Genomic DNA, 22,220 nt, shown 5'->3' on the forward strand with positions numbered 1-22,220 from the left:
CCGACAGGATGGATACAGTTATGCCGAGTTTTCAACCTTTGTCCACAGAATCACCGATTAGAGGCAACGCGATCGCGTCTATATTTATCTTGACATAATGCTTTTACTGTGATTGGAATAGAGCAACAAGTCTAAGGGTCTCCTGGGCAACTTCCCCCAATCTTGCCTACAATTGCACAGGTGAGAGGAAAGATTCCTAAACCAGATAGTTTTGCTTGCGCTAAGTCTTATTGTTATATCAAAACTGCCAGTACCTTGGAGTGTCATTCATGTCCATAGAATCCGCTATCAGCGAAGCTGCAATTGAGCAGAATCTGGAACAATTTCTCTTGGTGCTGTCGGTGTCTCTCAGCGTCGCCACAGTTTCCCGGATTTTTCCCTGGTTCCGTAAAATCCCTTATACCTTACTTCTGGTTATAGTCGGCTTAGGCTTAGCCTTTGTCGATGTGCGCCTGGTGAACCTATCCCCGGAACTGATTCTAGAGATTTTCCTTCCCCCCCTACTCTTTGAAGCCGCCTGGAATATCCGCTGGCGGGATTTGCGGCGAGATTTAATCCCCGTGATTCTGTTTGCGGTGGTGGGGGTAGTGATTTCGGTGCTGGGAATTGCCTTTACCATTACCCAATTCACAGAATTACCCCTTGCGATCGCATTATTAGTCGGCGCGAGTCTAGCCGCAACTGATCCGGTATCAGTAATCGCCCTATTCCGGGAACTAGGTGCGGATAAACGCCTAAAAACCCTCATGGAGGGGGAAAGCTTATTTAATGATGGTGTCGCCGTCGTCGCCTTTCTCTTATTAGTCGGTATTCCCCTCGGTACGCAGGAATTTTCCCTATCCGCCACAGTTGCCCAATTCTTTACCTTTATCGGAATTGGTATCGGTGTCGGTTGCTTAATCGGGTTTGGTATTTCCTTTCTCACCCAACGCTTCGATTTACCCCTCGTCGAACAATCCCTGACGTTAGTCTCTGCCTATGGCACCTACCTGATTACCGAAGAACTCGGCGGTTCTGGAGTAATTGGCGTAGTAACTGTGGGGTTAGTTCTGGGAAACTTTGGTTCCCGGATTGGCATGAACCCCCGCACCCGCTTAATTGTCTCTGAATTCTGGGATTTTCTGGCATTTTTTGTCAACTCAATTGTCTTTCTCCTCATTGGTGACCAAATCGATTTTCCCCGCTTGGGACAAAACCTAGACTTAATTGGGATTACCATTGGAGCCGTTCTCTTCACCCGTGCTATTTCAATTTACAGCTTAGCGACGATTAGCAATGGACTAGTCAAGTCCAACATTGGTTGGCGACAGCAAACGGTGTTGTGGTGGGGCGGATTACGGGGTTCGGTTTCCATTGCCCTAGCCTTAAGTGTTCCAGTGAGTTTGGAGGGACGACAAGATATTATTGTTACGGTTTTTGGCGTGGTACTCTTTACGCTGTTAGTTGAGGGGTTAACTACCCAATTCCTTCTGGAAAAACTGAATTTAATTGGGGATCAACCCGTGCGTCAGAAATATTTTGAGGCAATCGCCCGTCGTGTGGCACTCAATCGAGTAAAAAACTACTTAGAGTCAGCAACGACTAACGACGAAATGAATTCAGAATTTTGTCAGTACCAGATAAAACTTGTTGATGGTCAACTCGAAACCATTCAAAGCGAGGTTGAGAAATTACTCCATCACCATCCCCAGTTACAAACCTTGGACATGGAACAACTGCAAGAACAAATGGTCAATATCGAGGCGGATACCTACGCTGAATTTATCCGTGCTGGACGTTTAACCGAGAACCTCTCACCCCTACTACAAGAAGCCTTAATTGAAGCCGATGAAAGGCTCATTGAGAATGAATGATTGAGACTGAATAATAGTAGAGACGTAGCCTGCTACGTCTCTACACTGACGTTACTAAATCCACCCCCACCTTTATTGATCAGATAAATCCTCTTCTATTGTCCCCAAGCTCACCACTTCATCCGCCTCAGTTGCCAGTTCCAGTAACTTAGCGGCTGCCAGTAACCTGGAGCCTTCTGAATCGCCAATTGCTTGCATCGCCACAGAACGGGCTCGCAGACGAGCCGCTAGGGCATGAACAACAAGCTCCCAGGAGTCATCTCCTAGCTGGAAGATGTGATCAATCAGGGTTTCAATTGGGTCATTGGTCATGGGTTAATTCCTCAATCGTCATAGTTTAATGTTTTCAATTTCATCAATTTTGGGGATAAACATAAGAAAAACCACTAAATATCTTAAAATAATAAGTTTATATCAATTCACGATGAGAATGATCAAACTAAGACTTTTTATCTTAACGCTATTATTCTTGATTTGTTGCTGCCTTCCTGCTCAAGCAGAAAATCTGCCAGCACTTGATCACAGTGGCGTTGAAACTCAACAACCAATCCAGTCGCCGTTAAAGTCGTACTTCCTGAACGTTTTAGCTGGGGGATCGCGACGATCAATTAAGCTTGATTCACCCGCAACGCGACTGATTATTTATTCTCAGCAAGGAGAAATGCCGATTCGATGTGGGGATGGGATGAAAACCTACGATTGTATCCCCGGAAATCCACTAAAGATTCAAGTTGATCCCGCTACACCCATTGAAAAATTTTGGGCAGAAAATCTTTATGAGAAACCTGTGCGCTTACGCATAGACGTTCTTGAAGAAGCCAGCAGCCAAGAAGCAGAAAGCCTAACCGACAGTCATGAGATTAATTGGGGGAGCTCGGACGTAATGAACCGATCCGATTTGATGCCAGTTTATCAGCCCAACGGGTAGTTTCAGGTAATCGATATTTAGGAGTGCAGCGCAGGACATAATCAATCGCGGTGGGTAAGCTGATCCGATGACCCGGAGAGACATACAAAGGCTTCACTCCAGTTCGCGATCGCACGACAGCACCAATCACCTCTCCCCGATGTCGCAGAGGTTGCCAATTCCCCTTCTGTGGGGGTAATTCCTCGTGCTGACCAATTAATCGGGACTTAGCCACCCCAATCGTGGGCACCGTAATTAATAAGCCTAAATGACTTGCCAGACCAAATCGGCGCGGATGGGCAATTCCTTGACCATCACACAAGATTAGGTCAGGAGTTATCTTAATCTGGGATAGGGCATCAAGTACGACGGGAACTTCCCGAAACGATAGAAACCCCGGTATATAGGGAAAGGTTGTCGGGCGGCGTGCGATCGCTTGTTCGATCAGTTGCAGTTCTGGAAAACTCAGTACCGCAACGGCGGCGCGTGAAATCGCATAATTTTCTTCAAAGCCAACATCCACACCCGCTACATAGTTTACTTCACTCAATTGGTCAGATGTAATAATTTCTCTACTGAGTTGGTTTTGGATAGCAGTAGCTTCCTCAACACTCAGAGTCCAAGAGTGGCGCTGATAAATTTCCATTCTTGTTAATTTAACCAAGCAGAAAGGTCTCTCTGAATTAAATCTTGTAACTTGAGAATATCTTCCCGATAGAGTTCTATTAATTGCTGGCGATCTTCTGGAGAAAGTGGAGCTGCTTTCTTGTCTTGGGAGTTCATTTGAATTAGGCGAGAACGCAGGTTTTGCCTGACTTCAAGGGGGAAAATCAATCGGAGTCCCGAACTAACTATTGTTCTCAAGGGATTTTGTTGGCGTAATAGATTATTTACGGCTGTATTTTTTGGCACTTTAGCAACTTGGGCTTTCTTGGAGACATCAGGCAAGAACGTATCATCGACTCCCACAAAGCGATACATCTCTTGCATGAATTTTATCGGTTCTTTAGACAAGTTATCGTACAAATAAACTTGAATTTGCTCTCGACCAAACTCTTCATAAAAATGCTGCAAATGCTTATAGTAAAAGCCTTTTAGAATCATGAATGATTTATCCGCTCTATATTTTATTTGTTCTGATAAGCTGGTTCGTTTTCCTTTACCAATAGCATCTCGGATATGCATTAAGTAATCTGAATAGGCACGATCAACTGGATTTCGCAAGACTGCAATCAATTTGGCATTGGGTACATAACGCTTAATTCGCTCTGAGGAAGACTCATAATGAAACAGATAATTAGGAGATGCTTCGCCAATAGCAATCTCATCTTTTACTCCAGTAAATAGTTGACAATATTTTTCAAAGGTGTCAATTCTTGCTTTTCGTTGATCTTCAATTTCTCCCCAATTTTTTTCTAAAAAATTCGTTTCTTTAACTGGACTCATGTAAATTTGCGGATGTTGGTTTAAATAGTTATAAATAGAGGTTGTCCCCGCTTTTTGAACACCGATAATGAGAAAAGTAGGAAGATTCATAGAAGTTAGTCCTGGTTGATAAAATAAAATATCTTATGCCTGATGAGGGCGGGTTGAGTCAAGTTATTAGTTTGTGTCAATTGACCCTTCACCACCTTCGAGACCATGCTTATGACTTATTACTGAGTAAAAGCCGCTGACGCAAAATAAACTCTGCGATCGCTAAATCCATGGGTGTGGTTACCTTAAGATTAGTCTCTTCCCCTGCCACGATCTGTACAGGTAAACCACAGCGCTCAAATAATGCGGCATCATCGGTAACATCCCAATTCAATTTCCGTCCTTGGTCATGACATTGCTTGAGAAGCGGCACCTCGAATCCCTGGGGCGTCTGGGCTGCCCACAACCGCCGCCTGTCGGGTGTATCTTGGACAATATCTGACTCATCGACCACTTTAATCGTATCCTTAACCGGGATCGCGGCAATCAAACCCGGACAATCTCTGAGATGCTGTGCACAGCGATCAAACAATTGGGGTGTGGCTAAACATCTGGCGCCATCGTGAATCAGTACCCGTTCAGCGGTTGGCGGTAATGCTTGCAAGCCGTTATAAACTGATTCTTGGCGAGTTGCTCCCCCGGCAATAAGCTGTACGGCTTTGGTCAGGGCGAGATCTGCTAAGATTGCCTGAATATCTGGCTGATCTTCAGGCTGTCCCATAATCCCAATCCAAGTAATCTCCGCCGCCGCTTCCGCCGCCAGTAGCGTCCACGCCAATAAAGGTTTACCCAGTAGGGTCAGCAATAGCTTATTGCGATCGCTCCCCATCCGTCGTCCCATTCCTGCTGCTGGAATTAATACATGCACAAGCTTCTGCCTTTGATGCCAAATCTCTAATCCTGACCGATTTAATCTGCGACCAGTGATTTATCCCATTCAATCACTAGGTATAATATCATGCGTACAGTAGTCCCATAAGCAAGATAGCAATTGGATTACGGGTGTAGTAGTTCACCCCGTCACGGTTATCGAGACAAACTCGTTTCCGGAGAATTCCGTGAAATCAGGAACTACCAGTCCATTAAAATTGAGCTGATATACAAGCTCATATTATATTGAGATGAGAATATTAGCCCTTGTTCCAGGTGGAATCAGCGATCAACTTCTGCTGTTTCCTACTTTGGATGACCTAAAAGCAAATTATCCCGAAGCTGAAATCGATGTCATAGTGGAACCCCGATCCAAGGGAGCCTATCGGGTTTCGGGTTCAGTACATGAAGTATTACCGTTTGACTATAAAGACCGCAACGGTCTGGCTGATTTTGGCAACCTGTTGGGTATTATCCGCGATCGCGAATACGATGTGGCGATTGCCCTAGAACGTCGATGGTCAGTAGGACTATTGCTCTGGATGAGCGGTATTCCCACCCGTGTGGGCTACGAAAATAATCAGGGGCAGTGGTTTTTCACCAACACTGTACCACTCAAAACAGAGCAGTATGCGGCTTATGTGTATCATGACCTGCTCAAAGGGTTGGGGCTCAATACCCCCTGTCCAGAGCTTGCCATTCGTGTGCCAAAATCCGATCTGGACTGGGCAGAAGGTGAACAAGCACGCCTCGGCATCCCCGAAAGCGGTTACATTATGATCGACGGCGGCTCTAACCACCTCGATCACTCACAGGACATTGATCAGGTTTATCCCGCCCATAAATGGCAAAACGTTATTGAAGACATCCACCAAAAACAGCCTGACCTTACTCTGGTTATGCTCCATTCTTCGGAGGATACTGAGTTAGTTGCTACCCTAACTCAAGTCTGTCCTAATTTACAGATGACCTCACCCCCCGATATCGGCAAGTTAGCTGCAATGATTGCGGGGGCGAATTTACTGCTGTGTACGGATAGTGCGTCGATGCATCTGGCTGTTGCTGTGGGAACTTATACCATCGCACTGTTTGGTTCTAGTCAGGCGAACAAACTCCTACCCCCATCAGAACGCTATATTGGCATTCAATCGCCGACTCGCTGGATTGCCGACATTCAACCCAACGATGTGTTAAAGCAAGTATGGCGAGGCTAAGGTAGAGCGGGTTGACTTCTCCCCTGGCTAAAGCGTAGGGGATTAAGCGGATGCGAAGAGATGGTGCTTTTAGCCCGTCTCTTCGCTTTATTTGTTCAAAATCCTGGATCTATGAAGTCCAGGTGGGATGGCATAAATCTCAAGTCCTTTTTGGGGGGAACATCAAGTCAAACAAGGTATCATCAAGTTCATACCCTAACATTTTAGCCATGGACTTGAGGCGCGACTGGTTGGGTAAACCAATCTGTTGTAACCAGTTATTGAGCACAAAAACTTTTTGCATCACGAAAATTTCTAAGGCTTCTGGGTTATACTGAATCCCTTCCGTCCGATTAAACTGGTGTGGGACGAGCATAGCTGTGTAGCGGGCGAGTTCCCCCGCTTTCCAATCCAGCAGAAACGGTAACCACGGATACTGAACATCTAAGCGGATAAACCACAGACGTATTTCAGGAATTTCTGACCATTCCCGTGGATCATTGGGTTGGCGAGGGTAGCTAAACTCAAAGCCTAACTGCTGCTCATAGTTGGCGATCGCACCCTCAGTCAGCCACTGATCAATCCTAGTCTGGACGGGCGATAGGTCTAAATCATTAATGCAATGGGAATTGAGTTTAATTGTGATTGCCACTAATCTTCGCTCCACAACACTTGGACGAAAAGACGCATTTTGAAGCGTCTGTACATTGCCTGGATTACTTCGATTCCACAGGCTTAACCTCGGATCAAGCTTACCGCTTCCAAAAACCTAGACATATCTACCCATATTTAGGCAAATCTAGACAAAACTCAGCGGTATATGTTTCTTCAGCGTTCATCCCAAGTGCGTTGACGCTTCCCTGTTGAGGGTTGACCAAGGATTCCCAGTTAGAGATACCATAGTAGAGGTGTCTGCTATGGATAGAGCGCTTGAGCTTGCTATTGAGTTGATTCCAATGGCTCCATACGTGCTTCCTATCGTTCACCTCCAGGTAGGCGGTTATGGAGCTTGGTAATTTTTCTCCTAGCCTCATTCCACGACGGGCGATTACCAGTGCAGCCGCCTCATCGCTGGCTAGTCCATACATCCGGGCATATTTGACGCCTCCAATCAGACTACTGTAGGCTGGATTGACCGTCACTAAGTCTATCCCTCGGTTAGAAAGAATAGCTCTCAGTAGTTCATAAAAGCGGCTATATGCCCACCCAGACAGCATTCTGGCATACTTGCGCCCCTTCTCCCTCAGTTGAGTTTTTTTGCGGCTAAAGTCTAACTGCTCACACACAATCGGGCATTGATAGGCGCTCGCCATGCCCAGTAACAGGAAACAGACGTGCCTAATGGCAACATCTTGCTTACCGCGTGGTAAGCCCATCTCAATGGGAAGGAGCCCATGGTGCTTAAGATTTCCTTCCGGGTCAACGTATGACCAACCGATTGAACCGGGATTGAGGTCTATTCCAATACAGCCTCTTTGGATTGACCGGGACACCTGTTTGACTGGTGCTGGGGTAAACTGCACTGCCACACACCACCTGCCATCTTTCCGGTAAAAGTGCCATGTTTTTGCTCCGTCTACTGGCAGTCGGTTGACCTTTCGAGGAAAATCCCCTATCCGGGATGAGACATATTTGCCAAACTTTTCTTCCAGGCAGTATGGTACGCGAAATTTGATTGTTTGCCCATCCCATTGGCAGGTCTGGTTTCCGTAAGCCTCGTCTTTTGACCCAACCACATAAACTTGTCCTTTGGGAATTGTTACCCGAATCGGAGCCGCCTTTAGGTATTCAACCTGCATCTGGTAGTGGTGCAGCTTACGCTTTTTGTGGTGCAGCCTAAAGCGTAAATTCTGCCAGTTAGTCTGTCGGTATTGAATAGAACAATCTATTGGGAGTTGACAGCCAGTTTTACTTGCTTGCCAGTTTTTCCTGCGGTAAAACTTACGGGCATTTTTCAGCTTGCGTTCCGCCCTTTTAATCCAATCAGCACAGGATTTTATTTGGGCAGCTAGTACCTTAATATGACGCTGGCTGTTAGCTTTAGCCGCGTCCACTGCTCCTTTACTCAACGCTATCACACCATTAGCGTGACGTTTGTTTATTCCATAAGCCTGCTGTAGGTATGTGTTCCATTCTGACTTATTGAATTTTTCGCCTGAGAGGAGATAGTTGGCTGTCTCACACGCGCAGACATGGAAAATGGCTGAATATTCCGATAGGAACATTTCCAACTGAGTTTTCCCCAGTGGGTTCAACTCCTCAGCTGGGGTGGGGAGTCCTTTGCAATATGTGAGTGCAACCATTGATTCGACCTCTCAATGTTTGATTTTCACTTTATTATATGTCGGTTTCAACTAGACTGGCTCCGGAGCAAATACCTATTCATTTTTGAGTAGACATGGCTAGGTATGGCTAGATATTAGGTTAAAGTTACTTACCCTAGTTTTATGTCCGGAGCATGGAGTGTGAAAGCACAAATCGATGCTACCGGATTTGATAGCACTCGCCCGGTAGACATACTCAAATCATCTAAGGTAAAGTGGTAATGAGTTTGCCTTACTGTGCCAGATGCCAAGCGAAGAAGATTATGTCCCCCAGGATGATGCACGTTTAACCAGTGCATTATGTATGTATGGGACTTAGAACGGGCTCACCTTAATGGTAGAACTTGAGACCGCTCCCCATAAAGCTAACCACCCCATTCAAAGTATCGACCATGCACAAAGAAGCGGCAGTTGTCAAACCGATTCGCTCATTGGAAGACGCCCTCAATCAATGTCAAGCGTTGGGGATGCGCCTGTCGCGTCAACGCCGCTTAATTTTGGAACTGCTGTGGCAAGATCGAGAGCATCTGTCCGCACGAGAAATTTATGATCGCCTGAATCAGCAAGGCAAAGAAATTGGTCATACCTCTGTGTACCAGAATCTAGAGGCGCTATCCTCTCAAGGCATTATCGAATGTATTGAGCGATCCGATGGGCGGCTTTACGGGAATATCAGTGATACTCACAGTCATGTTAATTGTGTGGATACAAATCAGATCATGGATGTGTATGTAGAATTGCCCGATGAACTAATCCAGCACATTGAGCAACAAACTGGGGTCAAGATTACTGAGTATAGGATTGACTTCTATGGTTATCGCAACAATCCACTGAATGATGAGTGAGGAATTATATCAAATCCGATTAAACAACCTGCCTAAAAATGGCTGAAACCCTCATTCTGAACTAATTGCATCTGTGTGAAATCAAAAGAATTCGATATTACGCAACTGATGAGTTGACCAATGATATCTGAATTAGGAATTATCAATTACGAATTTCCTAAAGTTCTAGTCTCTGTTTCCTGTTCTCTGTTAAAAAGTTCCCTGTTCCCAAAACATTTGATATTGGCTTTCCCCCTATGAACGTCGCCTATCTCAGAAACACGCGGCTTTTGGCAGGACTAATCTTGGCGAGTACCGTTGCAATCAAGCCAGTTCAGTCCCAACCGATTCCCTCAGCCGACGATGGTACGGGTACAATTGTCACCCCTTCAGGGAACCGCTTCGATATCACGGGGGGTTCTTTATCGGAGGATGGGGCAAATCTCTTCCACAGCTTTGAGCAATTTGGACTCAAATCAAATCAAATTGCCAACTTTGTGTCCGATCCCGCGATTCGTAATATTTTAGGGCGGGTTGTTGGTGGCGATCCCTCGATGATTCATGGTCTCATTCAAGTCATAGGGGGCAACTCTAATTTATATTTAATGAATCCAGCGGGCATCGTTTTTGGTCAGAATGCTCAGCTTAATGTTCCGGGTGATTTTATCGCTACAACGGCTACAGGAATTGGCTTTGATGGAGGCTGGTTTCAGGCATTTAGTAGCAATAATTACAGCAATTTAGTGGGAAATCCTCATACATTTACCTTTGATACATTGCAACCTGGCGCGATAGTTAATGCCGGGGATTTAGCCGTATCAGCAGGACAGAATCTGGCTTTAATTGGGGGGACGATACTCAACACGGCGAGTTTGGTAGCACCTGGGGGTAATATTACAGTAACAGCAGTTCCTGGAACCAGTCGGGTACGGTTGAGTCAGCAAGGGCAAGTTCTGAGTTTGGAGGTACAACCTAGAGCGGATAGTCAGGGGAAGGTATTACCCATTGAACCTCAGATGTTACCGGAGTTGCTGACAAATAGCGGTGGGGAAGAAGTAACCGGAGTTAGCGTGAATAGCGATCGCACCCTAATCCTGGAAGAGTCTGGAACACAGATTCCCACGACGATAGGGACAACGATTATTGCCGGTGATCTGGATGTTTCTGGAGACGTTGGCGGTGAGGTGCAGATATTCGGCGATCGCGTGGGTCTAATTGCTGCCAATATTAATGCTACAGGAATTCAGGGTGGCGGTAGTGTGAAGATTGGCGGAGATTATCAGGGTCAAGGAACTCTACCTCATGCCTCCCATACCTACCTTAGCCGCGATTCGGTGATTAGGGGTGATGCACAAGATGTGGGTGGTGGGGGACAGGTAATTGTTTGGGCGGATCATACAACCCAATTTTATGGCACAATTAGCGCCCGTGGTGGGATAAATTCGGGTGATGGCGGTTTTGTTGAGGTGTCGGGGAAAGAGAATCTGGCGTTTGATGGATTGGTAGATGTGGGGGCGACGGCGGGTAAAAATGGTCAGTTATTTTTAGACCCAAAAACGGTAGTTATTGGCACAACGGGTACAAATGATAGTGAGATTAGTGATAATCAAATCTTAACCGGAGACGGCGTTGGACTCACGTTCCAAATTTCCAATACGGCGATTGAAACCGCGCTGAATAACGGTGATGTATCGATTGCCGCGATTAAAAATATTGATATTAACGAAGACATTAATTCTAACAGTAGCAGTAGCCTCACCTTTGAAGCTGCCTTTATTAATTTAAATGCCTCGATTGGCTTGAATGGGGGTAATATAACCTTTGCATCTCCAGTAATTCTTCGCAGCAATCAAACCCTGAGTACGGGTTCTACTGTGGAGGGTAATATTACATTTAATCGCAGTTTGCATGGTCTTAATGGGATGACACCGCCAACCTTGACTCTAGATGCAGGCACTGGAAATGTTACATTTGAGGGTTTAGTTGGAGGACCCTTGCCTTATGATGTGGCAGTTCTTCTAGATGCTCCAGTGGGGTACTGGTCATTTGAAGAAGACTCGGGTGCGACTAGCTTTAGTGACGTTTCCGGCTCCACCAATATGGGTTCATGCTCAACCACAACCTGTCCTACGGCTGGGCAAACTGGAAAGATAGGTTCTAGCGTGAGATTTGATGGAACGGATGACATCATTTCGCTTAATGATACGGGAATTGTCAACACGTTCACCATGGAAGTCTGGGTCAAACCAGAAACCATGCACGAAATAGATAATGTGAGAGCAGACAATCCCATAGGTATTAATTATGATGGCACTTCAGGACAAAACTATATCTTCAATCCTGAGCAGGGAGAAGCGACTTGGGGAGGACCGCCAAAGGTTCATTTGGGGGCTGGTGCTTCTGTGGGAACTAATGGTGTCAGCCTTTACGACCATTCTAGTGATTATATACCCGCCGTGGTTGTTTCGTCGGGTACGCTCAATGATTGGACTCATATTGCCGTAGTTTATAATAACAGAACACCTAGTTTATATATCAACGGTCAATTGGTCGGCAGTGGAGTGCCAAGTACACCGTATACTGTCGTTCATCCCAGCAATAACATTGGAGGTGGAGTGTATGGAAATTTCCAAGGTTATGCTGATGAAATGGCTATCTATAACTCAGCTTTATCCCCCGAACAAATCCAAGCTCACTACAATGTCGGTCAAGGAACAAGCCCTTCAACACCATTGGGCGGATTGACGATTACCAGTGCAGATAAGGTTACGGCGAATCGGGGGATTCAGGTGAATACTATTGATCTGACGGCTAACCAGATTAGTCTTCAGGATGTTACCACGACAAGTAGTGGCAATGCTGTTAGTTTAACCGCCGATGAAATTAATTTGGCGGGAGGCGTGAATTCCGTAACCGGGATTGGAGATGTGCAGATTCAGCCTCGAACACCTAGCCAAGATATTGTAATTGCGGATAGTTCAGATACAGTCGCTTTAGATCTCTCCCTAACTGATTTGACAGCGCTACAAGATGGTTTTAACTCGATTACGATTGGACGATCTGATGGAACAGGTACAATTACGCTTAATTCCTTCAGCTTCAATGATCCGGTTACGATTGCTGGCGGATCAACCTTAATTGGACCTGATGTTGATACCATTTATCGGATTACGGGTACAGATTTAGGTGAGGTTAGCGGCTTTAACGAATCTCTGTCCTTCGCTTCAATAGAAAATCTAACTGGAGGGACTGCCAATGATACCTTTCAATTGAATAATAGTGCTTCTATAAGTGGTAGGATTGACGGTGGGACGGGTAATGATAGTCTGATTGGTGCAAATACTGCCAATACCTGGACGATTACCGCCCCGAATGGGGGAAATATTAATGGAATGATTAATTTCTCTGCCATAGAGAATCTGACAGGTGGTGCTGAGAATGATAAGTTTCAAGTGAGTAATGGTGTTTCTGTGAGTGGCATTATTGATGGTCGAGAAAATAGTGATGAATATATCATCAATTTGAGTGACACAGGGAGCGCGACAACAACAATTAATGACTCAGGAACAACAGGTAGTGATAGGTTGACGATTAAGGGTACAGAAGCAACAGATAATGTAGAAATTACAGCAACTCAGTTAACGCGGGAGTCACAAACAGTAAACTATAACTCAAGTCTGGAAAATCTGGAGGTGGATGCTGGTTTAGGAAACGATAAAATTACGGTTAGTGAATCGTTGACATTTACAGGTAACGTTTCTCTAAGTACGGGTTTGGATGGCGGCGATATTACCACAGGCGATATTACGGCGAATGGGGGAATTACCCTGATGAGTCAACCGGGAATCATCACTACTGGTGACTTAAACGCTTCTGGGACAACGGGTGGAGCGATTCGTATAGAAGCAGGCGATCGCATCATTACAGGTAATATTGATACAAGTGGCACGATGGGGAATGGTGGCGATGTTATCCTCGACCCAGAAAATGGTATTTTAGTTGATTTTATCAATGCCCAAGGGGGAACCAACGGTAGCGGGGGTAAGATTGACATTACCACGCAACAATTTTTCCAAGCTAGGGGTACATTTTCCGACCAAAATGGAATCTCGGCTAGCATTTCTACGGCTGGCGGTGAGGGAGGCGGTGATATTATTATCCGACATGATGGTGGTGCGAGGAATACTTCATTTGATGTCGGAAATGCCCAAATTAACGGGACAGCCGGGGGGATTACAACAAGTTCGACGAATTCAATTTTGCCGCCGCAATCCTTCCCCGGTTCCTATACTCAGGGGGAGATTCAAATTATTACCCAAAATCTACCACCAGAACCCCCGCCACCACCAGAACTTCCAGTCTTGATTCCTGATGAAATTGTCAAAGATTTTCAAGACATCCAACCTTCTCTCCCACCACAAATTCCAGAACAAGAGTCTGAAGATTTGATTCTGCGAACCGTTGAACGCATTGATATTGCCCGTCTGTTGGATAAAAACCAGATTCCCCAAGCGGTATTATTTATCGATATTCTCTTTAGTGAAGAACTCGGTTCCTATATTGATCAACGAGTGAGTCGAGAGTTACAATCCTTTGCCGATATTCAGGAACGTCTGAATGAGACAGGGGAAGCAACAGGGAAAAAACCAGCGGTTATCTATACATTTGCCCGCGCTGAACAATTGGATTTAGTGTTAGTCACGCCTTCGGGAATTCCGATTCACAAAAGTATTCCCGCCGCCCGACGGGAGGTGCTACTAAAAAAAGTGGTAGAGTTTAGGCGAGACGTGACTGATCCGATTAAACGGAATACCAATAGTTACCTTGATTCTGCTCAGCAACTTTACCAATGGCTAATTGCACCCTTAGAAGCGGAGTTGCAAAAAGAGGGAATTAGCACAATTGTCTTCTCCATGGATGCTGGGTTGCGGGCAATACCCGTCGCCGCGTTGCATGATGGACAACAGTTTCTGGTGCAAAAGTATAGTCTAGGACTCATTCCCAGTGTCAATTTAACCGATACTCGATATCAACCCCTTGATGATGCCCAAGTTTTAGCCATGGGTGCGTCTCAATTTATAGATCAATCGCCTTTACCTGCGGTACCCCTGGAAGTCTCTATAATTGCCAATCAAATTTGGCAAGGGAAATCCTTTCTTAATGCTGAATTTACTCTAAATAACCTTAAATCTCAACGCCAAAACCAACCGTTTCGGATTATTCATCTGGCGACTCATGGCGAATTTCAGCCAGGAAAACCAGAAAATTCCTATATTCAGCTATTTGATACTAAATTGCAATTAGATCAACTGCGTCAACTGGGTTGGAATAATCCCCCTGTCGAGTTATTAGTCCTCAGCGCATGTCGTACCGCCGTGGGTGATGAAGATGCAGAGTTAGGCTTTGCTGGGTTAGCGGTGCAAGCGGGGGTAAAATCAGCGTTAGGAAGTTTGTGGTATGTCAGTGATGAAGCTACCTTAGGGTTAATGACTGAGTTTTATAGTCAGTTACACAATGCTTCGATTAAAGCAGACGCCCTGCGACAAGCCCAAATCACGATGTTGCAAGGGAATGTGCAGCTAAAAGGTGGACAATTGCAGGTGAATGGGAAAAACCTGGTTTTACCGCCAGAATTATCAAGGTTAGGAGATAGAGAACTTTCTCATCCCTATTATTGGTCAGCGTTTACGATGATAGGGAGTCCATGGTAAATAATCAGCCCATTATAGGGGCGGGTTTAGTCACATCTAGGTTAGGTCAGAAATGATAGTAGTGAAACCCGCCCCTACACACTCAAAACTTGTTCAGGGCGGGTTTAGTCACATCTAGGTTAGGTCAGAAATGATAGTAGTAAAACCCGCCCCTACACACTCAAAACTCTCTTATCCTTCATCCTTTGCCAAAAACTCTCGCATATACTGATTTACCAACTGGGGCTGTTCCTGCTGTACCCAATGACTACAATTCGGGATGTAGCGGATTTGGAAATCTTGCACATAATCCTTTGTATTATAGGTTAATTCTTTGCCCAAAGCGGTATCATTTTCTCCCCAAATCATTAGGGTGGGAATTTGCAGAACATCCCACTGATTCTGATTAAATAGTCCCGAAAAGGCATTGCGGTAGTAGTTCAGCATGGCAGTCATAGCACCCCGTTTAGCCGCCGCATCTTTGTAGGTGTTTAAGTCTGCTTCTGAGAAGGCACTTTTGTCAATTGCCATATCGTTCAAACTAGAGGCAATCAGTTGATAGTCATCCCACTGAAGCAGTAACTCTGGGAGTAAGGGAAGTTGAAAGAAAAAGACATACCAACTTCGCAAGAGTTGTTGAGGATTACTGCGTAACGCCTGGGTAAATTTGGCGGGGTGAGGAATATTCAGGACGATTAACTTATCAACAAGTTCGGGGTAAGTATAGGCAACATACCAGGCGATCATACCTCCCCAATCATGCCCAACTAGGACACAGCTTTCATCGCCTAATCCTTGAATAACTCCCTTAATATCGTTAACTAACTCGGTGATCTGATAGGCTGATAAATCTTTGGGCTTATCGCTGTCATTGTAACCCCGCAGATCAAGGGCAACGACTTTGTAATCCTTGGCAAATTCAGGGATTTGATGCCGCCAGGAGTACCAGAATTCGGGGAAGCCATGCAGCATCAGCATCAGTTTTCCTTCTCCCTGGGTGACGTAGTGTAGTTTGACACCGTTGGTGAGAATGTAATCGTCTTGCCAGGAGTCGGTTAGGGTAGACATGGATTTGACTTTATAGTATTTCTCGTAAGACAATTAATTAGCATTATAGTCATTTAATCGGAATGTATTACCATGTTTTTAAGGTTTAGGTAAAGAGTCCGCGATCGCTAAATTCTTTGTTAGCCGTTTGAGTTTGGGTTAGCTGGTGAATGGTGGGAAATTTTAGGTGTAGAAATAGACGCCGAATTTATAGCAACCGCCATAGCGGTTAGGACACATCATTTAGTAGAGACGTTCCGCCGGAACGTCTCTACAACAGTTCTTCTTCAAGAAATCGGGGTTCTGGTGGGGAGATAGGGGAATGGGGAGAGTTAATCCTCAAGCTGTTTATATTCAGTGATATCAACGCTACAACCAATCAGACGATAAGGCTTATCCTGATCATCTCGCACCGCTAAGCCATGGGAAAGAAACCAGCGAATAGTGCCATCTTTTTGCAATATCCGGTGTTCCATGCCATAGTTGGTCGTTGAACCTTCTAGATGAGCATTGATTTCATTGTGGACTTGTTGGCGATCATTGGGATGAATCAGGTCTAACCAAGCGGCTTTACTATTCGCAATCTCGTTATCCTCATAGCGCAGTAGGGTTTTCAAATTAGGCGCTATATAGAACTCATCACTCTCCAGATTCCAATCCCAAATCCCCACGTTACCTGCTTTCAGGGCTATGGCTTGGCGTTCCTCACGGGTGTGAAGATCGGCAACCATTTGCTCCTGTTTTGCCAATTGCTCTTGTAGCAAGGCATTCGCTTGAGACAGTTGAGTGGTTCGTTCCTTTTCCCGTTTGGCTGAGGCGGTTTCTACCTGCTTGCGCTGGCTAATATCCCGCTCTATCGCCATCCAATGGGTATATTCCCCGTTCTCATCAACCACGGGGACAATATTGAGTTCTACCCAAAACTCGGAACCATCTTTGCGATAGTTGATCAACTCCGCCCGCACGGGTTCCCATCGGCATAGGGTATCACGAATTTTATCAGCTTGGATGCGATCGGTTTTGGGACCTTGTAAGAATCGCGGTGTCTTGCCAATGACTTCCTCAGAGGTGTATCCTGTCATCCGAGTAAAGCCCTGGTTGACATAAACGATCCGAGGACCTGGTTTGTCAATGGGTTCGGCTTCTGTAATGACGATCGCGTCATTAGCATTAAATACCGCCGACTCTAATAACCGCAGGCGTTCCTCGGCTTGTTTGCGTTTGGTAATATCGCGAACAAAACTGAGTGACACTAAGCGATCGCGGTACTCAATTACCCGAGAACTAATTTCCACCTGTACATGGGAGCCATCTTTACGCCGCAGGGCATGTTCAAAGATAATACTACCCGTTGCTTGCATCCGCTGACCGATTGTCCGTTGCCGATCCTCACCAATCGGCACATCAATATCGTGAGTCTTCAAATTCAGCAGTTCTTTTCGGGTATACCCCAGTCGTCTTGAGGCATTCTGATTGGCATCTAAAATGCGACTGGTGGATAGGTCAATAATAAAAATGGAATCGTTGGCGTATTCAAATAAGTGTCGGTAATTCGCTTCCGATTCCCGCAGCGATTCTTCAACTCGTTTGCGTTCGGTAATGTCTCTGGCGGTACATATTACCGCTTCCACACTATTGTGACTACCCAGAATCGGACTTAGGATGTACTCGTAATGACGCACACCCCCAAGGGTTGGGTAACTGATTTCATCAGTCAAGGGGAGTCGAGTGGCAAAGACGACTTCCCGTTGGTTATTAAACAGTTCGAGTCCTTCGGGAGGTAGGTTTAACTGCGGCACCGTTTTGCCCAAAATTTCGGCTTGGGACAAGCCAAACAGTTGCGCGATCGCTAGATTCACGTAGGTAAATCGTCCCATGCGATCCAGTACACAGATGGGGTCAGGAGACGCCGAGAGAACTTGGTCAAAGATTCGCGCTTGTTGCTGAATCCTCGTCGCCAGTTCTCGCAGTTCTGAGTCATCCTGATCTGGGGCAATGATCGGATAATTCAGGTCGAGTTGGGTTACTTGATTAGGAGGTGTCCAGGCTTGATCGGTATCCCCAATTTGATGATGATTCGTCGTTCCTGTCACCAACGTCCTCGGAATTGCCTCTAGACTTTGATTGGCTACCTGAGTTTCTTGGGTGAGTTGATTAAGCTGTTCTTTTAACTGCTTGTATTTTTTGTCTAATGTATTGAGTTGTTCCTGAAGTTCATCAACCGTGGTTGAGTGCGATTCATCAAGCGGGAAACCAAATGCCTGCTTGAGTGCCTCAATCACAACAGCCGTCCGATCCCGACCTGATGCCTCAGCCCGAGATCGAATTTCATGACTCAGTTGTTCTGGAAGTCTAAACGTCGCTATTTTACTGACCATTTTTTAGTCGATTTAAATTGTCGAGTTTACCGTTGTACAAGGACAGAACGCTGGATCTGTGCTGTTTTGCCAAGAAATCTGCGCGTTAGCTGATTGTACAAATGTTGCGGGTTAAACTCCTGGAATTTCCAAAACCGCTTTTTATTTTTATTCAGGGTGGTTGAGCGAAAGGGGGTTGCCCATTGCTTCAACTATAACCGTTCTCAGCATCTGTGGTATTACAGTATGACACCTAAATCAGAGTTGAGCAAACTCCTAGTGGGTTTAGATCGTACACCCTGAAAGGGTCTGATCGGGCAGACTCAAACATGTTTTAACAAAAAAACAGGACTTACGCTGATCAGCTACCGATATCCTGTTTTAATCGTTAACCCTCTGTTCGAGGTTGTGCGTAAGTCCTGAGAATGGGTTTCGGTGCTCTTGTTCAATTTTCTTTCCTCCGTCTATTAAGTTGCCTCAGCAATATGTCTTAAATCTTTACGTAGATTAGCGTAATGATTCGTCACAATTTTTGGCTCAACCTCGCCAACCGACAACGAAAAACGCCCGCCCTGGGCGCTTGTCTAGGGTGCATTTACTATATATTAGTTTAGTAGATGAGGGGTCTTACCCCCCACCCCTTTAATAAAACAACACAGTTATTAACAGACGCGCCATGGCGCATCTCTACGATGGTGGCAATTCCAGTGCGATCGCGCCGAGTAATCCTTTGCGAAAATCATTCAATAGCTGTCGCGCAGCACGCTCCCCGTCGCCTTGGTAGCGCGTCTGTGCCAATACCTGTAAGTAGGATTCACCGGTGATCCCAGTTGTATCTACATGATAACGCTCTTCTAAGGAAGAAGCGGGTGTGCGATCGCCTGTAGCCATATCCGACAATTGTTTAAGCAAATCCACAAAAGCCGAAGCAACCCGCTGATTGTCGTAAGACGCCTCACCAATATCATCACAGATGGCTAACTTTAGAGCATTCTCTTGATTGTGCAGCTTGGCGGGGATAACACCAGGTGCATCCAACAATTCAATCTGATCGCTAATCCGCACCCAACGCAGTTGACGAGTGACACCGGGACGGCGGGCGCTGTCCACCACACGCCGCCCCAAAAGTCGATTAATCAGAGCCGATTTACCCACATTAGGAAAACCAATCACCACAGCGCGAACAGGACGGGGCTGCAGACCACGATTTTGGCGCCGCTGATTCATCTGTACTCCAGCTTGCTGCGCGGCTTGAGCGACCTCCCGCATCCCTTGTCCCTGCTGGGCATTTGTCCAGTAAGGCGTTTCCCCTTGCTCTTGAAACCAGGATGTCCACAACTGCTGCATCTTCGGCGTAATCAGATCCATGCGGTTGATCACTAAAACTCGACTTTTATTCCCCACCCACTCAGCGGTTTGTGGATGATGAGTGGCAAGAGGAATCCGCCCATCCCGGACTTCGAGCACGACATCCACTCGTTTGAGCTGTTCCTTGAGTTGCCGTTCGGCTTTAGCAATATGTCCGGGATACCATTGAATGGTCGTCATAGGTGATTGGTCATAATTACGGCACAACTAGCACAGGACAGGGTGACAGATTAATCACCCGGTTGGTGACGCTTTCGGAAGCACCATCCTCGGTTAATCCCAATCCGCGACAGCCCATAATAATCAGATCGGCATTAATTTCGTCGGCGACATCACAGATAGTAAACGGGGGTGAGCCTTCGCGACTCAGGGTTTTCGACTTAATCCCATACTCATTAAACATCGCTTGAGCGCCTTTGAGTAGTTCGGCAACCATCTCCGGGGACATGAGATCCGGACTTGGCGATGGGTCATCCGGGTTGGGTTTTTCGACCACCGAGAGCAGAACTAAGTTGCTTTCATACTTTTGGACGATATTGACGACAACTTCCGCTGCTTCACGGGCTTCTCGGCTTTGGTCAAGGGGAAATAAGACAGTCTTAAACATTGTAATCACCTTGAGAGACACGGACTCCGGTAAAATGTGGACGGGAAAAGAGAATAAATACTCTTGACCCTAATGATTGAGTTGATTGCTCTATAGATATACATCTGGGGGTAATCATTAAGCATACAACCACTGGCACGCGATCAGAGCGCAAAGCATCAGATACAGGCAATTAGAGGAGAGTATTACTGTGTCCAAAAAAACTGTAGCAAATTTAAGTGAGTCCGATTTAGCTGGAAAACGGGTATTGGTGCGAGCCGACCTGAATGTGCCACTGGATGAGAATGGCACGATCACCGATGATACCCGCATCCGGGCGGCTTTACCGACGATCCAGGATTTAATCAAAAAGAATGCCAAGGTGGTTCTGTGTAGCCACTTAGGGCGTCCTAAAGGACAAGTGAAAGACAGCCTGCGCCTAACACCCGTGGCAAATCGTCTTTCCGAATTACTGGGTCAAACGGTGATCAAGTGCGATGACTGTATTGGCGATGCGGTTAAGTCTCAGATTGACAGCCTGGATAATGGTCAGGTGGCGTTACTAGAAAATCTCCGCTTCCACCCAGGGGAAGAAAAGAATGATCCGGAGTTTACCAAAAAGTTAGCCGCCCTAGCCGATGTTTATGTCAATGATGCCTTTGGTACGGCACACCGCGCCCATGCTTCGACAGAAGGCGTCACCCATCACCTGAAGCCCTCCGTGGCGGGATACTTAATTGAGAAAGAACTCCAGTATCTGCAAAATGCGATTGAAAATCCACAGAAGCCTTTAGCCGCGATTATTGGTGGCTCTAAGGTGTCGAGTAAGATTGGCGTAATTGAAACCTTACTGGATAAGGTGGATAAACTGCTGATTGGTGGTGGTATGATTTTCACCTTCTATAAAGCCCGTGGCTTGAGTGTCGGCAAGTCATTGGTGGAAGAGGATAAGCTGGAGTTGGCAAAGTCCTTGGAAGCGAAGGCAAAGGAAAAAGGTGTTGACTTACTCTTACCCACAGATATCGTGATTGCCGATAACTTTGCCGCTGACGCCAATTCCCAAACCGTAAGCATTGAATCGATTCCTGATGGATGGATGGGGCTAGATATTGGTCCTGATTCGGTGAAATTCTTCCAAGACGCATTAGGCGATTGTAAGTCGGTGATCTGGAATGGACCCATGGGGGTATTTGAGTTTGATAAGTTTGCCGCTGGTACTGAAGCGATCGCGCGGACTCTTGCCGATCTGACCAAGAAAGGCACAACCACGATTATCGGTGGTGGTGACTCGGTTGCGGCTGTGGAAAAAGTCGGTGTGGCTGATCAAATGAGCCATATCTCCACAGGTGGTGGGGCGAGTCTGGAATTACTTGAAGGTAAGGAGCTTCCCGGTATTGCCGCATTAGACGACGCTTGATGGTATCATTTCACGTCTCTACCTGATTTCGGGATAATGGCACTGAAATAAGCATTAGGGAATCGCCGAAATCTTTGATAGACCGTAGGGTGGGCATTGCCCACCAGCATACCAGTCAGTGGCATTCGATTTAGGGATAAGGGCGGGTGCAAGTTGTTTATTTCTCGGTGGGGAGGGCGGGTGCAAGTTGTTCATTTCTCGGTGAATAGCTGACTTTAGTCCCTAAACCCGCCCCCTGCTCCCCCTGCTCCCCCTGCTTCCCCTGCTCCCCCTGCTCCCCCTGCTCCCCCTGCGTCTCTATTGACTTT

The 22,220-nt window shown here is 46.1% G+C and carries 17 protein-coding genes; 6 read left to right on the top strand and 11 right to left on the bottom strand.

Annotated elements, in window-relative coordinates; genetic code table 11:
• Nucleotides 1-269 precede the first annotated feature (269 nt).
• Nucleotides 270-1,853, top strand: a complete 1,584-nt coding sequence (locus ACLGGO_RS29070) for a cation:proton antiporter (protein ID WP_446421918.1) — start codon at nt 270-272, stop codon at nt 1,851-1,853.
• Between the two features lie 72 nt (nt 1,854-1,925).
• On the opposite strand, the gene ACLGGO_RS29075 is transcribed toward ACLGGO_RS29070, so the two are convergent.
• On the bottom strand, nt 1,926-2,165 hold the full coding sequence (locus tag ACLGGO_RS29075) for a hypothetical protein (RefSeq protein WP_446334560.1): 240 nt from the start codon (nt 2,163-2,165) through the stop codon (nt 1,926-1,928).
• A gap of 112 nt (nt 2,166-2,277) precedes the next feature.
• Between ACLGGO_RS29075 and ACLGGO_RS29080 the strand changes: the two genes are divergently transcribed.
• Nucleotides 2,278-2,781 (top strand): hypothetical protein, encoded by a 504-nt coding sequence (locus tag ACLGGO_RS29080; RefSeq protein WP_446421919.1) that lies wholly within the window; start codon nt 2,278-2,280, stop codon nt 2,779-2,781.
• Here ACLGGO_RS29080 and nfi read toward each other — a convergent pair.
• From nfi to ispD, 3 genes are all read right to left on the bottom strand, one after another.
• On the bottom strand, nt 2,714-3,406 hold the full coding sequence (gene nfi / locus ACLGGO_RS29085; protein WP_446421920.1) for a deoxyribonuclease V: 693 nt from the start codon (nt 3,404-3,406) through the stop codon (nt 2,714-2,716). The genes ACLGGO_RS29080 and nfi overlap by 68 nt on opposite strands.
• A 5-nt stretch (nt 3,407-3,411) precedes the next feature.
• The gene (locus ACLGGO_RS29090) at nt 3,412-4,296 is read right to left on the bottom strand and encodes a sulfotransferase family protein (RefSeq protein WP_446421921.1); all 885 of its coding nucleotides are present in this window, start codon (nt 4,294-4,296) and stop codon (nt 3,412-3,414) included.
• A gap of 109 nt (nt 4,297-4,405) precedes the next feature.
• Entirely contained in the window at nt 4,406-5,104 is a 699-nt protein-coding gene (gene ispD / locus ACLGGO_RS29095; protein ID WP_446421922.1) for a 2-C-methyl-D-erythritol 4-phosphate cytidylyltransferase, read from the bottom strand.
• Between the two features lie 253 nt (nt 5,105-5,357).
• Between ispD and ACLGGO_RS29100 the strand changes: the two genes are divergently transcribed.
• Nucleotides 5,358-6,320 carry a glycosyltransferase family 9 protein gene (locus ACLGGO_RS29100; RefSeq protein WP_446336502.1) on the top strand — a complete coding sequence of 321 codons (963 nt, stop codon included), beginning with the start codon at nt 5,358-5,360 and terminating at the stop codon, nt 6,318-6,320.
• A gap of 139 nt (nt 6,321-6,459) precedes the next feature.
• Here the strand turns inward: ACLGGO_RS29100 and ACLGGO_RS29105 are convergent, their stop codons facing one another.
• The 3 genes from ACLGGO_RS29105 to ACLGGO_RS29115 all read right to left on the bottom strand — a co-directional run bounded on the left by ACLGGO_RS29105 (nt 6,460) and on the right by ACLGGO_RS29115 (nt 8,922).
• Nucleotides 6,460-6,951 (bottom strand): CRR6 family NdhI maturation factor, encoded by a 492-nt coding sequence (locus ACLGGO_RS29105; protein WP_446421923.1) that lies wholly within the window; start codon nt 6,949-6,951, stop codon nt 6,460-6,462.
• Nucleotides 6,952-7,078: 127 nt separating this feature from the next.
• Nucleotides 7,079-8,602, bottom strand: coding sequence for a hypothetical protein (locus tag ACLGGO_RS29110; protein WP_446421924.1), 1,524 nt, complete (start codon nt 8,600-8,602; stop codon nt 7,079-7,081).
• Nucleotides 8,603-8,733: 131 nt separating this feature from the next.
• Entirely contained in the window at nt 8,734-8,922 is a 189-nt protein-coding gene (locus tag ACLGGO_RS29115) for a hypothetical protein (protein ID WP_446421925.1), read from the bottom strand.
• A 93-nt stretch (nt 8,923-9,015) separates the two neighbouring features.
• Here ACLGGO_RS29115 and ACLGGO_RS29120 point away from each other — a divergent pair, with 93 nt between their 5' ends.
• Together ACLGGO_RS29120 and ACLGGO_RS29125 are read left to right on the top strand one after the other, a co-directional pair.
• Nucleotides 9,016-9,468 (top strand): Fur family transcriptional regulator, encoded by a 453-nt coding sequence (locus ACLGGO_RS29120; RefSeq protein ID WP_446421926.1) that lies wholly within the window; start codon nt 9,016-9,018, stop codon nt 9,466-9,468.
• A 236-nt stretch (nt 9,469-9,704) separates the two neighbouring features.
• Nucleotides 9,705-15,158 (top strand): CHAT domain-containing protein, encoded by a 5,454-nt coding sequence (locus tag ACLGGO_RS29125; protein WP_446421927.1) that lies wholly within the window; start codon nt 9,705-9,707, stop codon nt 15,156-15,158.
• Nucleotides 15,159-15,329: 171 nt separating this feature from the next.
• Here the strand turns inward: ACLGGO_RS29125 and ACLGGO_RS29130 are convergent, their stop codons facing one another.
• The 4 genes from ACLGGO_RS29130 to ACLGGO_RS29145 all read right to left on the bottom strand — a co-directional run bounded on the left by ACLGGO_RS29130 (nt 15,330) and on the right by ACLGGO_RS29145 (nt 20,516).
• The gene (locus ACLGGO_RS29130) at nt 15,330-16,205 is read right to left on the bottom strand and encodes an alpha/beta fold hydrolase (RefSeq protein WP_446421928.1); all 876 of its coding nucleotides are present in this window, start codon (nt 16,203-16,205) and stop codon (nt 15,330-15,332) included.
• A 311-nt stretch (nt 16,206-16,516) separates the two neighbouring features.
• The gene (locus tag ACLGGO_RS29135) at nt 16,517-18,562 is read right to left on the bottom strand and encodes a PAS domain-containing protein (protein ID WP_446336509.1); all 2,046 of its coding nucleotides are present in this window, start codon (nt 18,560-18,562) and stop codon (nt 16,517-16,519) included.
• A gap of 666 nt (nt 18,563-19,228) precedes the next feature.
• Nucleotides 19,229-20,089 (bottom strand): ribosome biogenesis GTPase YlqF, encoded by an 861-nt coding sequence (gene ylqF / locus ACLGGO_RS29140; RefSeq protein WP_446336510.1) that lies wholly within the window; start codon nt 20,087-20,089, stop codon nt 19,229-19,231.
• A 16-nt stretch (nt 20,090-20,105) separates the two neighbouring features.
• Nucleotides 20,106-20,516, bottom strand: coding sequence for a universal stress protein (locus ACLGGO_RS29145; RefSeq protein ID WP_446421929.1), 411 nt, complete (start codon nt 20,514-20,516; stop codon nt 20,106-20,108).
• A 190-nt stretch (nt 20,517-20,706) separates the two neighbouring features.
• Between ACLGGO_RS29145 and ACLGGO_RS29150 the strand changes: the two genes are divergently transcribed.
• Nucleotides 20,707-21,912, top strand: coding sequence for a phosphoglycerate kinase (locus tag ACLGGO_RS29150; RefSeq protein WP_446421930.1), 1,206 nt, complete (start codon nt 20,707-20,709; stop codon nt 21,910-21,912).
• Nucleotides 21,913-22,220 lie beyond the last annotated feature (308 nt).

Source organism: Coleofasciculus sp. (assembly GCF_046565525.1).
Classification (GTDB): Bacteria; Cyanobacteriota; Cyanobacteriia; order Cyanobacteriales; family Coleofasciculaceae; genus Coleofasciculus.

Bases quoted from the DNA above. Each gene is read 5' to 3' on its own strand.
- ACLGGO_RS29070 (WP_446421918.1), top strand. From the start codon at position 270: ATGTCCATAGAATCCGCTATCAGCGAAGCTGCAATTGAGCAGAATCTG.
- ACLGGO_RS29075 (WP_446334560.1), bottom strand. From the start codon at position 2,165: ATGACCAATGACCCAATTGAAACCCTGATTGATCACATCTTCCAGCTA.
- ACLGGO_RS29080 (WP_446421919.1), top strand. From the start codon at position 2,278: ATGAGAATGATCAAACTAAGACTTTTTATCTTAACGCTATTATTCTTG.
- nfi (WP_446421920.1), bottom strand. From the start codon at position 3,406: ATGGAAATTTATCAGCGCCACTCTTGGACTCTGAGTGTTGAGGAAGCT.
- ACLGGO_RS29090 (WP_446421921.1), bottom strand. From the start codon at position 4,296: ATGAATCTTCCTACTTTTCTCATTATCGGTGTTCAAAAAGCGGGGACA.
- ACLGGO_RS29100 (WP_446336502.1), top strand. From the start codon at position 5,358: ATGAGAATATTAGCCCTTGTTCCAGGTGGAATCAGCGATCAACTTCTG.
- ACLGGO_RS29110 (WP_446421924.1), bottom strand. From the start codon at position 8,602: ATGGTTGCACTCACATATTGCAAAGGACTCCCCACCCCAGCTGAGGAG.
- ACLGGO_RS29115 (WP_446421925.1), bottom strand. From the start codon at position 8,922: ATGCACTGGTTAAACGTGCATCATCCTGGGGGACATAATCTTCTTCGC.
- ACLGGO_RS29120 (WP_446421926.1), top strand. From the start codon at position 9,016: ATGCACAAAGAAGCGGCAGTTGTCAAACCGATTCGCTCATTGGAAGAC.
- ACLGGO_RS29125 (WP_446421927.1), top strand. From the start codon at position 9,705: ATGAACGTCGCCTATCTCAGAAACACGCGGCTTTTGGCAGGACTAATC.
- ACLGGO_RS29130 (WP_446421928.1), bottom strand. From the start codon at position 16,205: ATGTCTACCCTAACCGACTCCTGGCAAGACGATTACATTCTCACCAAC.
- ACLGGO_RS29135 (WP_446336509.1), bottom strand. From the start codon at position 18,562: ATGGTCAGTAAAATAGCGACGTTTAGACTTCCAGAACAACTGAGTCAT.
- ylqF (WP_446336510.1), bottom strand. From the start codon at position 20,089: ATGACGACCATTCAATGGTATCCCGGACATATTGCTAAAGCCGAACGG.
- ACLGGO_RS29145 (WP_446421929.1), bottom strand. From the start codon at position 20,516: ATGTTTAAGACTGTCTTATTTCCCCTTGACCAAAGCCGAGAAGCCCGT.